19 protein-coding genes are annotated in these 14,714 nt (G+C 67.9%); 15 read left to right on the top strand and 4 right to left on the bottom strand.

The annotated features are described in order from the left end of the window. Position 1: 1 nt before the first annotated feature. From AAC979_RS15590 to AAC979_RS15575, 4 genes are all read right to left on the bottom strand, one after another. Positions 2 to 1,258 (bottom strand): flagellar hook protein FlgE, encoded by a 1,257-nt coding sequence (locus AAC979_RS15590; RefSeq protein WP_371347782.1) that lies wholly within the window; start codon positions 1,256 to 1,258, stop codon positions 2 to 4. Between the two features lie 119 nt (positions 1,259 to 1,377). Further along, complete coding sequence (fliI, locus tag AAC979_RS15585) at positions 1,378 to 2,700, bottom strand: flagellar protein export ATPase FliI (RefSeq protein ID WP_371347781.1); 1,323 nt, start codon at positions 2,698 to 2,700, stop codon at positions 1,378 to 1,380. Position 2,701: 1 nt separating this feature from the next. Beyond that, complete coding sequence (gene flgF, locus AAC979_RS15580) at positions 2,702 to 3,418, bottom strand: flagellar basal-body rod protein FlgF (protein ID WP_371347780.1); 717 nt, start codon at positions 3,416 to 3,418, stop codon at positions 2,702 to 2,704. A 3-nt stretch (positions 3,419 to 3,421) separates the two neighbouring features. Then, positions 3,422 to 4,186, bottom strand: a complete 765-nt coding sequence (locus AAC979_RS15575) for a DUF1217 domain-containing protein (RefSeq protein ID WP_371347779.1) — start codon at positions 4,184 to 4,186, stop codon at positions 3,422 to 3,424. Between the two features lie 138 nt (positions 4,187 to 4,324). Here AAC979_RS15575 and motA point away from each other — a divergent pair, with 138 nt between their 5' ends. From motA to AAC979_RS15500, 15 genes are all read left to right on the top strand, one after another. Next, entirely contained in the window at positions 4,325 to 5,209 is an 885-nt protein-coding gene (gene motA, locus AAC979_RS15570) for a flagellar motor stator protein MotA (protein ID WP_371347778.1), read from the top strand. Between the two features lie 4 nt (positions 5,210 to 5,213). Then, entirely contained in the window at positions 5,214 to 6,158 is a 945-nt protein-coding gene (locus AAC979_RS15565) for a flagellar motor switch protein FliM (protein WP_371347777.1), read from the top strand. Beyond that, a complete protein-coding gene (locus AAC979_RS15560; protein WP_371347776.1) occupies positions 6,139 to 6,456 on the top strand; it encodes a hypothetical protein in 318 nt (105 codons plus the stop codon). The genes AAC979_RS15565 and AAC979_RS15560 overlap by 20 nt, the downstream gene beginning before the upstream one ends. Beyond that, the gene (gene fliN / locus AAC979_RS15555; protein WP_371347775.1) at positions 6,453 to 6,785 is read left to right on the top strand and encodes a flagellar motor switch protein FliN; all 333 of its coding nucleotides are present in this window, start codon (positions 6,453 to 6,455) and stop codon (positions 6,783 to 6,785) included. Before AAC979_RS15560 ends, fliN begins: the two co-directional genes overlap by 4 nt. Before the next feature lie 15 nt (positions 6,786 to 6,800). Next, positions 6,801 to 7,823 (top strand): flagellar motor switch protein FliG, encoded by a 1,023-nt coding sequence (locus tag AAC979_RS15550; RefSeq protein WP_371347774.1) that lies wholly within the window; start codon positions 6,801 to 6,803, stop codon positions 7,821 to 7,823. Between the two features lie 23 nt (positions 7,824 to 7,846). Further along, complete coding sequence (locus tag AAC979_RS15545) at positions 7,847 to 8,923, top strand: EscU/YscU/HrcU family type III secretion system export apparatus switch protein (RefSeq protein WP_371347773.1); 1,077 nt, start codon at positions 7,847 to 7,849, stop codon at positions 8,921 to 8,923. Continuing rightward, complete coding sequence (locus AAC979_RS15540) at positions 8,910 to 9,368, top strand: hypothetical protein (RefSeq protein WP_371347772.1); 459 nt, start codon at positions 8,910 to 8,912, stop codon at positions 9,366 to 9,368. Before AAC979_RS15545 ends, AAC979_RS15540 begins: the two co-directional genes overlap by 14 nt. Before the next feature lie 62 nt (positions 9,369 to 9,430). Further along, positions 9,431 to 9,814 (top strand): flagellar basal body rod protein FlgB, encoded by a 384-nt coding sequence (gene flgB / locus AAC979_RS15535; protein ID WP_371347771.1) that lies wholly within the window; start codon positions 9,431 to 9,433, stop codon positions 9,812 to 9,814. Continuing rightward, positions 9,814 to 10,233: a flagellar basal body rod protein FlgC gene (flgC, locus tag AAC979_RS15530; RefSeq protein ID WP_371347770.1), complete on the top strand. Its 420-nt coding sequence runs from the start codon at positions 9,814 to 9,816 to the stop codon at positions 10,231 to 10,233. The genes flgB and flgC overlap by 1 nt, the downstream gene beginning before the upstream one ends. Next, on the top strand, positions 10,233 to 10,550 hold the full coding sequence (locus tag AAC979_RS15525) for a flagellar hook-basal body complex protein FliE (RefSeq protein ID WP_371347769.1): 318 nt from the start codon (positions 10,233 to 10,235) through the stop codon (positions 10,548 to 10,550). The genes flgC and AAC979_RS15525 overlap by 1 nt, the downstream gene beginning before the upstream one ends. A 91-nt stretch (positions 10,551 to 10,641) precedes the next feature. Then, complete coding sequence (gene flgG / locus AAC979_RS15520) at positions 10,642 to 11,430, top strand: flagellar basal-body rod protein FlgG (RefSeq protein WP_371347768.1); 789 nt, start codon at positions 10,642 to 10,644, stop codon at positions 11,428 to 11,430. A 15-nt stretch (positions 11,431 to 11,445) separates the two neighbouring features. Further along, the gene (gene flgA / locus AAC979_RS15515; RefSeq protein WP_371347767.1) at positions 11,446 to 12,030 is read left to right on the top strand and encodes a flagellar basal body P-ring formation chaperone FlgA; all 585 of its coding nucleotides are present in this window, start codon (positions 11,446 to 11,448) and stop codon (positions 12,028 to 12,030) included. Continuing rightward, positions 12,030 to 13,196: a flagellar basal body P-ring protein FlgI gene (gene flgI, locus AAC979_RS15510; protein ID WP_371349073.1), complete on the top strand. Its 1,167-nt coding sequence runs from the start codon at positions 12,030 to 12,032 to the stop codon at positions 13,194 to 13,196. The genes flgA and flgI overlap by 1 nt, the downstream gene beginning before the upstream one ends. 33 nt (positions 13,197 to 13,229) lie before the next feature. Then, the gene (locus AAC979_RS15505) at positions 13,230 to 13,976 is read left to right on the top strand and encodes a MotE family protein (protein WP_371347766.1); all 747 of its coding nucleotides are present in this window, start codon (positions 13,230 to 13,232) and stop codon (positions 13,974 to 13,976) included. Positions 13,977 to 14,008: 32 nt separating this feature from the next. Next, positions 14,009 to 14,710: a flagellar basal body L-ring protein FlgH gene (locus tag AAC979_RS15500; RefSeq protein WP_371349072.1), complete on the top strand. Its 702-nt coding sequence runs from the start codon at positions 14,009 to 14,011 to the stop codon at positions 14,708 to 14,710. Positions 14,711 to 14,714 lie beyond the last annotated feature (4 nt).

Here is a 14,714-nt window from a genome sequence, read left to right as displayed (position 1 = left end):
ATCACCGCTTCAGGCTCATCAGCACGTCGAGCAGTTCGGAGCCGGTCTGGAACACCTTGGAGTTGGCGGTGTAGTCGCGCTGGGCGCTGATCATCTCGGTGAGTTCGGACGCCATATCCACATTCGAGCGTTCGGTGGCGCCGGACACCATGGTGCCGAGCCCGCCCTCATTGGCGAAGCCGATCTGCAGCCCGCCGGATTCGCGCGTCGTCTCGAACACATTGCCGGCCTTCGGCGCCAGATTGTCCGGGCTGGTGACGAAGGCGAGCGGGATCTTGTAGAGCGGCGATTTGCGCCCGTTGAGATCGACGGCGGAGACGACGCCGTCCTTGTCGATGGTGACGCTCGACACCGAGCTGGGCGCGTTGCCGTCCACCGTGGCGTTGAGCGGGGTGTAGCGGTCGGCGAGCTGGGTCATACCGGTGAGGTCGAGGGTGAGCGTCTGCCCGCCCGGGACGTTCAGCGCCATGGAGGGGGTGGAGGTGAGATTGCCGAGCCCGTCGAAATCGAGCGTCTGGGTGGCGAGCGGGGCGCTGGAATAGGGGAAGCCGCCGCCGGTCGCCGCGTCGGCGCGGTCGAAGGCGGTCATTTCCCAGGCGATCGGGCTGTCGCTGGTCTTGGTGAGGTAGATGTCGAGCGTGACCTCGCTGCCGAGATTGTCGAAGGTCACCAGCGAGGATTTCTGCGAGTAGGTCGAGCCGGCGACATTGGCGGCCGGAGTGCTGCCGGTCACCACCTCGTCGGCGGCCGGCAGGTTGGCGGCGAAGGCGCCGTCACGCGAGGGGTTGGCGGCGAGCCGCACATCGGCGACGCGCACCGGCTTCAGCCCGCCCGCGCCGTTCAGCACCACATTGGGATCACCATTGGTGATGTCGTAGCCCATCAGGGTGAAGCCGGCGGTGTTCACCAGATTGCCGGAGGAGGCATCCACGGTGAAGGAGCCGGCGCGCGAGAGATAGGAGGTGCCGGTGGCGTCGGAGACGAGGAAGAAGCCGTTGCCCTGGATGCCGAGATCGGTCGCCGAGGTGGAATAGTTGAACGCGCCCTGCTGGCTCACCGCATAGCGCACGCTGGTGTTGACGGCGCCAGAATTATACTCGCCCGGCCCGCTCTGCAGCAGCAGGCTGGAGAATTCGGTGGAGGCGCGCTTGTAGCCGGTGGTGCCCGAATTGGCGATGTTGTCGCCGATGGTGCCCAGCTTGTTGGACTGCGCCGCCATGCCGGACACGCCGGTCCGCATCATGCCATAGAGGCTCATTTCATCACTCCTCGGTGTCGTTGCCGCAGTTGAGCCGGTCAGGCTTGTGCGAGACTGGCGTGGGCGGTGCTAGGCGTGGGCGGTCTTTGGCGCGGCGGCGTATCGCTGGCCGCGTATGGCTAGCCGCGTATGGCTTGGGCGAGTTCGGCGAAGGGTTCGCGGCTCGGCGGGGCGTCGGCATATTGCGACAGCGCCTCATAGATGCGCGGCACCACCTTCACCGCCTGGTCGAGCTCGGGGTCGGCGCCGGGGTGGTAGCCGCCCATCAGCCTGAGGTCGCGCGTGTCCTCGAAGCGGGCGATGAGGCTGCGCAGGCGGCGGATCAGGTCGCGCTCCTCCGGGCTCCAGACGAGATCGGCGAGGCGCGAGACCGAGCGCAGCACGTTCACGGCGGGAAAGCGGCCCTGGTCACCGATCGCCCGGTCGAGCACGATATGGCCGTCCAGCGTGCCGCGCACCGCGTCGGCCACCGGGTCATTATGGTCGTCGCCATCCACCAGCACCGAGAAGATGGCGGAGATCGCCCCCGCGCCCTCCGGGCCGGGGCCGGCGCGTTCCAGCAGGCGGGGCAGGGTGCTGAACACGCTCGGCGCGTAGCCGCGCGCCACCGCCGGCTCGCCCGCCGCCAGCGCCACATCGCGCGCGGCATGGGCGTAGCGGGTGACGCTGTCGATGATCAGCAGCACCTGCTCACCACGGTCGCGGAAATATTCCGCCACCGCGAAGCCGGCGCGCGGCGCGAGGCGGCGCATCATCGCGCTCTCGTCGCTGGTGGCGACCACCACGACCGAGCGGTGGCGGTTGGGCGCCAGCGGGCCTTCGAGAAATTCGCGCACCTCGCGCCCGCGCTCGCCGACCAGCGCGACGACGATGGTGTCGAAGCCCTCGCAGCGGGCGAGCATGGCGAGCAGGGTCGACTTGCCGACGCCCGAGCCGGCGAAGATGCCGATGCGCTGGCCCTCGCAGAGCGGGGTGAACAGGTCGATCACCCGCACGCCGGTGCGCAGCGGCTTGTGGATGCGCGCCCGGCTCATCGCCTCCGGCGGGTCGGCTTCGAGCGCGCGCGCCTCATCGCCGAGGGGGAGCGGGCCGAGCCCGTCCAGCGGCTGGCCGAGCGCGCCGATCACCCGGCCCTTCCATTCCTCATGCGGGCGGAAGGCGAGGTCGCGGGCGAGATGCGCCGGCGCGCCGAGGCCGATGGCGATCCGCTCGTCGAACGGCTTCACCGTGGCGCCGCCCTCATCGAGCCGCACCACCTCGCCAATCAGGTTGCGCCCGCCCCCCTCCACCGCGACGCAGGCGCCGAGCGTGAGATGCGAGGACAGGCCCGACACGCGGAAATGCGTCGGCGTCACCTCGCGCACCACGCCGGAGACGCGCACGAAGGGCAGATCGTCGAGGCCCGATTGAACCGCCGCTTCCAGCCGTGCCAGCGTGTTCATCTCAGGACGGCCCCAGCGTGCGGATGGTTTCCGAGGTCTGGTCCTCGCTCTGCTGCACCGCCTGCGCCGCCATCTCGAAGGTGCGCTGCACGGCGATGAGCCGGGTCATTTCCATGATCGGATCGACATTCGCGCCCTCGATATAGCCCTGGCGTACGCCGAAGATGGAAAAGTCCTGCACCGGCTGGGCGGCCTGGTCGGGGATCACCGCATTGCCCTGGCGCGTCAGCTTCGCGCCGGCGGGCAGGGTGAACAGGCCGAGCGTGCCGACCCGGTTCGCGCCCTGGGTCAGCGCGCCATCGGCGCCGATCTTGATCTCGCCGCCGGCGGGGTCGATGAGCAGCGCGGTGCCGCCGGAATCGAGCACGGGCAGGTTATCGACGGTGAGCACCTCGCCTGTCGGGGCGATGTGCAGGCGCCCGTCGCGCGTATAGGCGCGCCCCGCCGGCGTCTGCACCGCGAACCAGCTATCGCCCTGCACGGCGACATCCAGCGGATTGCCGGTATAGATGGCCGGGCCAGCGACCAGTGAGGTGTAGCTCTCGCCCTCGGAGACGAAAGCGACCTCGTCCTTGCCGACGGTGGAGAGGAGATTTTCGAACTTGATCTCCTCCGCCCGGAAACCGGGCGTGCTCATATTGGCGATGTTGTTGGCGATGGTCGCCATGCGTCGCTCGGTGGCGACCTGCGCCGCCAGCGGGACGTAAAGGCTCGGCATTCGTCAGCCTCCATATTTGAGGTTCAGCAGCGCCATGCCGGTGCCCGTCCCGACCCCGCTGGTGCGAAACAGCGCGAGGGTCGGCGAGGCGACGCCCTGGTCGGCGTCCCAGCGCGCGGTGAAGCGGCGGATCAGCCGGTCGAGCTTGGTCGGGTCCTGCAGGTCGGCGAGCTTCAGCCGCTGGGTGACGGCCGAGGCCTGCTTCTCGATATCGGCCGAGGCCATGGCGGTGGGAAAGCCGTAGACCGTCTTCAGCACCTTCCACAGCGCCGGATCGGCGAGCAGCCCATAGGCCGATTTCACCTTCGGCGCCTCGCGCTGGAAATAGAGCGCGAGGCGCACGCCTTCATTCTCCGCGCCGGCGTCCACTTCCAGCGTCTGGCGGATATAGGCGTCGACCACGTCCTTCTGCGCCGCCGGGCGGGAGGTGGTCAGCGGGCCGTAGCTCTCGAAATTGAACGCCTTGGCGAAGGCGGTGAAGCGCTCGTCATTGAGACGGTTGGCGAAGGATTTCGGCTCGACGATGCCTTCGGTCAGCACCTTGCGCATATAGCCCTTGGCATAGGCCATGTCGCCGAGGCCGAAGGCGTTCATCGCATAGTTGAAGACGCGGGTATTCTTGAGGAAGGCGTCGATCGTCTTGATCTTCGGGATGTTCGCGAGAAAGTACTTCGTCTCCAGCGCCACCGAGGGCTCGGCGGCCTTCAGCGCCAGCGTGCGGGTCATGTTGCGCGTGAGCGACTGAAAGGTCGCGAAGGTGGTGGTCATGGCGGTTCCCGGCTCCGGTCCGGCCGCCACCCTGGCGCGGCAAGCTTGCGCCGGGCTTCCGTGCCGTCCGGCTGGAAAGGGCCAGCCTCGCGCAATCTTGCTTGCCTAGACCCTCAACCAACAACGGAGGGGTCGGCATTGTTCATTCTGATCGGCATTGTCCTGGGGTTCGCCTCCATCGGAGGTGGCTTCGTCGCCATGGGCGGCCATCTCGAAGTGATCTGGCAACCCTTTGAATATGTCATCATTTTCGGCATCGCCTTCGCCACCTTCCTCATCGCCAACCCGATGTCGACGGTCAAGGACACCGGCAAGGCGCTGGGCCAGGCCTTTTCCGGCAAGGCGCCCAAGCGCAAGGATTTCCTCGGCCTGCTCGGCCTGCTCTATGCGCTGATGCGCGAATTGCGCACCCGCCCGCGCAACGAGGTCGAAGGTCACATCGACGACCCCGCCAATTCCGCGCTGTTCCAGCACTTCCCGAACATTCTGAAGGACAAGGAGCTGACGCAGTTCATCTGCGACTATGCGCGGCTCATCGTCATCGGCAATGCCCGCTCGCACGAGATCGAGGGGCTGATGGAACAGGAAATCTCGACCATCAAGAAATACAAGACCAAGCCGGCCGGGGCGCTGAGCACGGTGGCCGAAGGCATGCCGGCGATCGGCATCTGCGCGGCGGTGCTCGGCATCGTCAAGGCGATGGGCGCCATCGACCAGTCGCCGGAAATCCTCGGCCACTACATCGCCTCGGCGCTCGTCGGCACCCTCATCGGCATCTACACCTCCTACGCGATCCTCGGGCCGATGGCGCATTACATCAAGATCATGCGCGAGAAGCAGGTCCAGCCCTTCATCATCGTGAAGCAGTCGCTGATCGCCTACATGAACGGCGCGCTGCCGCAGATCGCGCTCGAACACGGGCGCAAGACCATCTCCTCCTCCGAGCGGCCGACCATCGACGAGGTCGAGGCGGAAGCCATCTCCAACGTGCCCAACCTTTCGGCCGTGGCACAGGCAGCCTGATCGAATGAACATGCGCGCCACCCCCTCCGCCGGCACGCCGGCCGACATTCGCGACCTGCTGCTCGACGCCGCCGGGCTTTCGCTCGACAAGCTGCCGATGCTGCACGTCATCTTCGACCGGATGGCGACGCTGTGCGCGGAAAGCCTGCGCCAGCTCGCCTCCTCGCAGGCCTATTACTCGCTGAGCCAGGTGGAGAGCGGGCGCATCGGCGACGTGCTCGACACCTATGAAGGCATGGCGATCGTCGGCGTGTTCCACTCGCCCGAATGGGACAGCCACGTCATTGTCGGCTTCGACCGCGATTTCGTGTTCAGCATGGTGGAGGTGCTGTTCGGCGCCGACGGCTCCGAGCCGCCGGTGGATGACGAGCGCTCCTTCTCCAATATCGAGCTGCGCATCGCCATCGCCCTGTTCGAGCAGATGGCCAAGGCGCTGCAGGGCAGCTTCGCGCTGGTGAGCCAGGTCAGCTTCAAGTTCCAGCGGCAGGAAACCCGCATGGACTTCGCGGTGGTGGGGCGGCGCAACAACCTCGCCATCTGCGCCAAATTCCTGCTGCAGGCGCTCAATCGCGGCGGCGAGATGTTCGTGCTGATCCCGCAGGGCGCGCTCACCCCGCTGCGCCAGCAGCTCGCCAGCACCACGGCCGGCGAATCATCGCCGCGCGACCCGATCTGGACCAAGCACATTCGCGGCGAGGTGCAGCGCACCGAGGTGCGGCTGCGCGCGGTGCTGGAAGAGCGCGAGATCACCCTCGGCGACGCCGCGCAGCTGGAAGTCGGGCAGATATTGCCGCTGCAGGCGACGCCGCGCAGCCGCGTCAAGCTGGAGAGCGTCGAGCAGCCGCTGTTCTGGTGCAGCCTCGGGCAAGCTGACGGGTCTTATGTGCTGCGTATCGAAGAGGCGGTCGATCTCGATCAGGAGTTCATTGATGACATTCTCCCCCGCTGAGGCGGTGCTGTTCGTGGCGCTCGTGGTGACGAGCGGCTGCGTGGTGCTGATGTATCGCAAGCTCAACGAGCTCTCGACCGTTGGGCGCCACTACCGGCTGGCGCTGCATGACAGCGCCGCCGCGCTCGGCGAGGCGCGCGATGCCGTCGCCCTGCTCAATGACGACAGCCGCGAGCTCATCGCCGCGCTCTGCGTGCGCATCGGCGAGGCGGAGGCGCTGGTCGCCCGGCTCGACCGCGCCCGCGCCGAGGCCGCGGCCATTCTTCCGACCCCCGTGAACAAGGATCTGCGCGGATGAGCCACGAAACCTTCTCTCCGGAAGTGCTCGCCAGCACGGGCACGGTTGAGGAAAGCTTCGGCGGCCGCGGCCTCGAATCGCTGCTGCGGGTGCCGGTCACGCTGCAGGTCGTTCTCGGCTCGGCCAATCTGCCGGTGGCGCAACTGATGAAGCTCGGGCGCGGCGCCATCGTGCCGCTCGACCGCCGCGTCGGCGAGCCGGTCGACATCGTCGTCAATGGCCGCATCATCGCCCGTGGCGAAGTGGTTGTGGTGGACGAGGACAATTCCCGCTTCGGCGTGTCGCTGACCGAGATCGTCGGCACGTCCGGCGCCGAAATCTCGCGCTGACGCGGTTGAAGGCGCATGTCCGCCGTAACCGCCAGAGTGGCCCGCCCGCTGCAGGGGTCCGACCGCGTCGCCGCGCTGCTCATGACCATGGGCCGGCCGGTGGCGGCGCGGCTGATGAAGCATTTCCAGCCGGAAGAGATCAAGGCGATCACCCGCGCCATCGCGGAGATGCGCCCGGTGTCGACCGCGCAGGTCGAACTCGCTATCGAGGAATTCGCCACCCAGTTCGTCGCCGGGGCCAATGTTGTCGGCTCGCCCAGCGATGTCGAGCGCCTGCTCGACGGGGTTCTGCCTCCCGAGCAGATCTCCGCCATCATGACCGACATTCTCGGCTCGACCAATCACAGCATCTGGGACCGCATCTCCGGGGTCTCGGAGGGCACCATCGCCGCCTATGTGATCAAGGAACATCCGCAGATCGCGGCGCTGATCCTCTCGCGGGTCAAGCCGTCCTGCGCCGCCAAGGTGCTCGGCCATCTGCCGGAGGCGATGCGCAACGCCGTGATGCGCCGCATGCTCGGCTTCAAGCCGATCGTCGACGAAACGATGCGGATCATCGAGAACACCATCCATGAGGACTTCATGGTGAACCTCGCCCGCAATGCGGGCGCCGACACCCATGCCCGCATCGCCGACATCATCAACAAGATGGAGCGCGACGACATGGAGAACGTGCTTTCCAGCCTCGCCACCACGCGGCCGAAGTCGGCGGAAATCCTCAAGGGGCTGCTGTTCACCTTCGACGACATCATCAACCTGCCGCCCCGCGCCCGCACGGCGCTGTTCGACCAGGTGCCGAACGACCGCACGGTGATGGCGCTGAAGGGCACCGATGCCCAGTTCCGCGAGGTCATCCTGCAGTCGCTCGGCTCGCGCGTGCGGCGCATGGTCGAGCAGGAGCTGATGAGCAGCGAGCCGGCCTCGCACCGCGACGTGCACGAGGCGCGGCGCGCCATCACCGACATGGCGCTGGAAATGGCGGGACGCGGCGAGATCGAGCTCAATGCCGGCGGCGAGGACGAAGCCTATGTGCGCTAGGTCAGGCCACCCCGGGGGCCGCCATGTCCGAGGATAATGACAAGGAGAGCAAAACCGAGGAAGCGAGCGAGAAGAAGATCGCCGACGCGCTGGAGAAGGGCAAGGTGCCGTTCTCGCGCGAGGCGCCGCTCTTCGCCTCGCTGCTGGGCATACTCGTCAGCCTGTCGTTTTTCGCCGGCCCGCAGACGGCGCTGCTCACCCAGGGGCTGACGCGGCTGATCGACAATCCCGGCGGCTTCCGCATCGCCAGCGGCGAGGACGCAATCGACCTGTTCTGGCTGGCTTTCGGGCTGGCCGCGCGCTTCCTGCTGCCGGTCGTGCTCGTTCTCGCCGCCTTCGGCCTCGTCGCCTCGCTGGCGCAGAACATGCCGCGCTTCGTCGGCGAGCGCATCCGCCCGCAATGGTCGCGCGTGTCGCCGGCCTCGGGCTTCACCCGCATCTTCGGCCGGCACGGGCAGGTCGAGTTCCTGAAATCGCTGTTCAAGTTCGGTGCCGTCTCGGCGATCTGCGTCATGCTCTTGCTGTCGGCGAAGGACAGCATCATGGGCGCGATGTCGAGCGACCCGACGCTCGTTCCCTCCATGCTGCTCGGCCTCGCCGTGCGGCTGGTCTCGGCGGTGTGCGTGGCGACCATCGCGCTGGTGTGCATCGACCTCGTCTGGTCGCGGCTGAGCTGGCGCGCCGAGCTGCGCATGACCAAGCAGGAGGTGAAGGAGGAGTTCAAGCAGGCCGAGGGCGACCCGCTGGTCAAGGCGCGGCTGCGCTCGCTGGCCAAGGAACGCGCCCGCCACCGCATGATGAGCGCCGTGCCGCGTGCCTCGCTGGTCATCGCCAACCCGACCCACTACGCCATCGCGCTGCATTATGACCGGGTGAAGGGTGGGGCGCCGCTGGTGCTCGCCAAGGGGGCGGACCTGATCGCCCTGAAGATACGCTCCATCGCCGAGAGTTCCGGCGTGCCCGTCGTGGAGGACCGCGCGCTGGCGCGGGCGCTCTATGAGGCGGTGGAGGTCGACCAGTGGATTCCGGCGGAGTTCTACCGTCCGGTCGCCAAGATTCTCTTCTTCATCTACTCGCGAGGCCAGAATGCGCGGAAATGAGGGGCCTTGCCGTCTCGACATCGCCAGCCTGCCGGAGCTGGCGCTGCTCACCTATGAAAAGCGGCTGGCCGAGGCGTTGCGCGGGTTCCTGACTGAACTGTGCCTGACCAATGCCGGGGTGGTGATGGCCTATATAAATGGCGGCCAGGACAGCAATATCGACGATCTCATCGCCTCCTCGGCCGAGCTTTTCCTCAAGCCGGGCCAGCTTTGCTACGCGCGCCATGCGGTGATCGAGAGCGACTGGGGCGCGCCGCCGCATGTGTCCATCGCGCTCAACTTCCGCCAGTCGACGATGACCGCCGCGTTCCATGTGGTGTTCGACGAAAATTCGGTCGGCGTGCACATCGACGCCGTCGAGTTCGCCAGCCCGCTCGGATCGGAGAGCGAAAACCTCCGCCGCTTCGAGGCGGCGCTGGCGGCGGCCCGGCTCAGCGAGCACTGAGGGCTCCAGCCTCGTGCAAGGTTCTGGTCCTACGGTCCGCGCGTAGGAATGCGGAGACCGCCGTGGACAAGATCTTCCTGTTCGATCTCGCCTCCCGCCACGCCGACTGGGCGTCGGTGCGGCAGGCGACGATCGCCGCGAACATCGCCAATGCCAATACGCCGGCCTACAAGGCGGCGGATGTCGAACCGTTCGCAGCGGTGCTCGACAGCACCCACCTCACCCAGGCCCGCACCTCGGCGGGTCATCTCTCGCCGACCGGCGCCGAGGCGATGCGCGCCGAGGTGAAGCCGGCCGAGAGCTGGGAAGTCTCCGAATCCGGCAACACGGTGAGCCTCGACCAGCAGATGGTGAAGGCCGCCGAAACCAACGGGGCCTTTACCTTGAACACGAGCGTGGTGCGCGCCTTCCACCGCATGGTGCTCGCCAGTGTGAGGAACGCCTGATGATCGATTCCCTGAAATCCATCTCCAGCATCGCCAGTTCCGGCATGCAGGCGCAGTCCACCCGCATGCGGGTGGTGTCCGAGAACATCGCCAATGCCCATTCCACCGGCACCACGCCGGGCGCCGACCCCTATCGGCGCAAGACGGTGCATATGGGCGCGCCGGAAGGCATCGGCGCCGGGCCCGGCGTCGCCATCCACGCCATCGGCACCGACGACACCACGCCGTTCACCATCGAGCACGATCCCGGCAATCCGGCCGCCGATGCCGACGGCAATGTGAAGCTGCCCAATGTCAACGTGCTCATGGAGATGGCCGACCTGCGAGAGGCCGGCCGCTCCTATTCCGCCAACCTCCAGATGATGAAGCAGGCACGCTCGATGATTTCCATGACCATCGACCTGTTGAGGGCCGGCTGATGATGGACGCGCTCAATTCGATCTCCGCCCTGCGCGGGGCCGGCGCCACCGCTTCCACCGGCGCCACCGCCGCCGCCTCGGGCGTCCGCGCCACCGGGGCCACCGGCTTCGCCGACATGCTGGCCGACATCTCCGGCCAGGCGGTGGGCTCGCTGCAGGGGGCGGAAGCCGCCGCCATCACCGGGCTGCAGGGCAAAGCCTCCGTGCAGCACGTCGTGCAGACCATCATGGCGGCCGAGACCACGCTGCAGACCGCGCTGGCGGTCCGCGACAAGGTGGTCGCCGCCTATCAGGAAATCTCGCGGATGGCGATCTAGCCCCCGGGCCGGACCCCGCTCCCGCACGTTCCTGAACCCCCGTTTCCACGCGCTCCCGCCTTGTCGGCCGGGAGGGCCCGAGGACTGTGACATGAAAGCACTGGCCATCGCCGCCACCGGCATGAGCGCGCAGCAGACCAATGTCGAGGTGATCGCGAACAATATCGCGAACATCAATACCACCGGCTTCAAGCGCGCGCGGGCGGAGTTCTCCGATCTGCTCTACCAGGCCGAGCGCGCCCAGGGCGTGCCCAATGCCGATGGCGGGCTGCCCATTCCGGAGGGGGCACTGATCGGCCTCGGCGTGCGCACGCTCGGCGTGCGCAACCTGCACCAGCAGGGCCCGCTCGCCCAGACCGGCAATCCGCTCGACATGGCGATCAACGGGCGGGGCTGGTTCCAGATCACCGGCCCGACCGGCGAGACGCTGTACACGCGCGCCGGCTCCTTCAGCAAGGGACCGGCCGGCGAACTCGTCACCAATGACGGCTATGTCGTGCAGCCGGCCATCACCTTTCCCGCCGAGACCACCGAGATCGTCATCAACGAGACCGGCAACATCTACGCCAAGACCGCCGGGCAGGCCGACCCGCAACTGCTCGGCCAGCTCAGCCTCGCCAATTTCGCCAATGATGGCGGCATGGAGCCGATCGGCAACAATCTCTACCGCGAGACGGCGGCCTCGGGCCAGCCGGTCACCGGCGTGGCGGGCGATGCCGGCTTCGGCAAGATCCACCAGGGCTATCTCGAAGGCTCGAATGTCGATCCGGTGAAGGAAATCACCGAACTCATCACCGCGCAGCGCGCCTATGAGATGAACTCCAAGGTGATCCAGGCCGCCGACGAGATGGCGGCGACGGTGGCCAAGGGCATCCGCTAAAGAAGGACGGCTTCCATGACACGGCTGCTGCCGGGGGGGCTGCTTGCCCTCGCCCTTTCCTGCGCCCTGATGCCGGCCGTCGCGCCCGCTCTGGCGCAGAGCGCCGCCGCCCGCCAGCGGCCGATCGCCGACACGGTGTCGGGCATGGACATGCCTCCCGCGCCGGCCCCGGCTCCGGTGCCGGCCGCGCCGGCGGCTCCCGTGGCGTCGCAGATCAGCCTGCCCGTCGCCGCGACCAATATCGCGCCGGGCGAGACCATCACCGCCGCCATGCTGGCGGAGAAGGCTTTTCCTGCCAGCATGGCCAACCAGTACCCGCTAGCGGTCAATCATGGCCAGCTCGTCGGCAAGGTGGCGCGCCGCCCGCTTGCCGCCGGCAACGCCATCCCGGTCGCGGCGGTGGCCGAGGCGCAACTGGTGACGCGCGGCGTCGCCACCGAACTGCGCTTCGAACAGGACGGGCTCAGCATCCGCGCGCTCGGCGTGCCGCTGGAATCCGGCTCGCTCGGCGCCATGGTGAAGCTGAAGAATGCCGACAGCGGCAAGGTCGTCGCCGGCATCGTGCAGGCCGACGGCTCGGTGAAGGTGAGCGCGCCATGATGTGCCGTTCCATGACCGGCTGGACACGGCGCCTGCGGGCCGGGCGCGGGCTCTGCGCGCTCCTGCTGCTGCTGGCATTCGCGCCGGCGGGCGAGGCGGCGACCCGCATCAAGGACATCACCAGCGTGCAGGGAGTGCGCGACAACCAGCTCATCGGCTATGGCCTCGTCATCGGACTGCAGGGCACGGGCGACACGCTGCGCAACTCGCCCTTCACCGAGCAGGCGATGCAGTCCATGCTCGACCGGCTGGGCATCAGCACGCGCGGCGTGCCGCTGCGCTCGCGCAATGTCGCGGCGGTGGCGGTGACCGCCAATCTGCCCTCCTTCGCCGGGGTCGGCGGACGGATCGACGTGAATGTCGCCTCGCTCGGCGACGCGACCTCGCTCAAGGGCGGCACGCTGCTGATCACGCCGCTGAACAGCGCCGACGGCCAGACCTATGCGGTGGCGCAGGGCCAGCTCGCCGTCACCGGCTATGTCGCCGCCGGCGAGGCGGAAAGCGTGACCCAGGGCGTGCCCACCGCCGCGCGCATCCCCAATGGCGCGCTGGTGGAAAAGCCGGCGCCGGGGGAACTGGCCGACCTGCCGCACTTCGTGCTGGAACTGAACAATCCCGATTTCTCCACCGCCGCGCGTGTGGCCGACGCCATCAATGCGCGCTTCGGCACCCAGGTGACGGACAATGGCAAGATCGGCGGCCCGGTCCGCCCGACCGCGATGGCGCGCGACCAGCGCTCCGTGGTGGTGCAGCGGCCGCCGCGCATCGGTGCCGCCCGATTCCTCGCCATGGTCGGCGATCTCGCGGTGCAGACGGACGCGCCCGCCCGCGTCGTCATCGACCAGCGCTCCGGCACGGTGGTGATCGGGCGCAACGTGAAGATCTCCACCGTCGCCGTCACCCAGGGAAATCTCACCGTCCGCGTCACCGAGACGCCGCAGGTCTCGCAGCCCGCGCCCTTCTCCTATGGCGAGACGGTGGTGGTGCCGAACACCGAGGTCCAGGTCGAGCAGGATGGCGGCTATCTCAGCGTGGTGCGGGGGCCCGATCTCGACACCCTCGTGCAAGGTCTGAACCGTATGGGAATGAGGCCGACGGACATCATCTCCGTCCTTCAGGCGATCAAGACAGCCGGCGCCCTGCAAGCCGAGCTGGTCATCCAGTAAGCGCCGCAGGGCGCATCGGCCGGGAGTTCCCGCATGAGCATGATACTGGTCCTCTCGCATCTGGCCGCCCTGGTGGTGGGGGGGCTGCTCGGCCTGCTTTCCGCCGCCCTCTGCTTCGCCGCCCGCGACAGCGAGCGGGACAGGGAGGAGGACACTGAAGACGAGGATGGCTGGCCGGCGCCCCGCCGCCACCTGCCAGCGCCCCGCCGCGACCGGGACGCCGGCACGGTCAAGGCCTTCGTCATCGTCGCGCTCGCCCTCGGCACCAGCTTTCTCGGCGCGCTGAGCCTTCGCGCCGAAACGGCTCCCGCCCCTGACCCGACCGCCGCGGCCCCGATGGCCTCGCGCCCCGCTCCGCCCGCGCCCAAGGGCGACAATGCCGACCAGTATTGCGAGGCGATGGTGGATGCGGTGCGCGATGCCCGCTTCGCCCGCCAGAAGGCGGCGCTCGACGCGCTGGAGAAGGAGATCGAAGGGCGTATCGCCAAGCTGGAAGCCAAGCGCGCCGAATTCGAGCAATGGCTGACCCGGCGCGAGGATTTCCTCAACAAGGCGGATGCGGCGGTGATCGCGGTGATCTCGCAGATGCGCCCGGATGCCGCCGCCGCGCAGCTCACCATCATGGGCGACGACCCCGCCGCCGCCATCCTCGCCAAGCTCAACCCCCGCGTCGCCAGCGCCATCCTCAACGAGATGGAGCCGGCCCGCGCCGCCCGTCTCACCGGCGTGATGGTCGGAATCGCCAAGCGCCCGCCGCCCGCGGATGGAAAATCATCGTGACACGCACCCGCACCCGCCTGACCCTGCCGCTCATGGCGCCGCTGTTCGCGCTGGCCCTGGGGGGCTGCCAGAAGACCTATGACAGCCTGGCCTTCGGGCCCAGCCTCACCCCGGTCGGCTATGGCATCAACCAGCCGACCGACCCGATCCCGATGACCTTCCCGGCGCCGCCGAAGCGCAGCTTCGCCTCGACCTGGGACCAGGGCACGCAGAGCATCTATCGCAGCATCCGCGCCAGCAAGGTCGGCGACGTGGTGACGGTGAGCATCGCCATGAACGACATGGCGCAGTTCGACAACCAGACCGACCGGTCGCGCAAATCGGCGCAGCAGGCCGGGCTCGATATCGACGCTGGCGCCGAGGGCTATGGCTGGAGCGGCGCCTATGGCTCCGCCACGGGTAGTCTCACCATGAATTCCGACACCGCCGCCAAGGGCAAGGGCTCGATCGACCGCTCCGAAAGGCTGCAGGTCCAGGTCGCGGCCGTCGTCACCGATGTGCTGCCCAATGGCAATCTGATGATCAGCGGCTCGCAGGAAATCCTCGTCAATTACGAGGTGCGGGTGCTCAACGTCGCCGGCATGGTCAACCCGCTCGATATTTCCGGCCGCAACCTCATCTCCTACGACAAGATCGCCGAGGCCCGCATCTCCTATGGCGGACGCGGCCGGCTCATGGATGTGCAGCAGCCCGCCTGGGGCCAGCGCATCTATGATGTCGTGGCGCCGTTCTGAGGGG

The sequence above is a fragment of the Ancylobacter sp. IITR112 genome, assembly GCF_041415945.1.
In the GTDB taxonomy this organism is placed as follows: domain Bacteria; phylum Pseudomonadota; class Alphaproteobacteria; order Rhizobiales; family Xanthobacteraceae; genus Ancylobacter.
The sequence above is the reverse complement of the archived record's forward strand: the minus strand, read 5'-3'. Positions and strand labels throughout refer to the sequence as shown.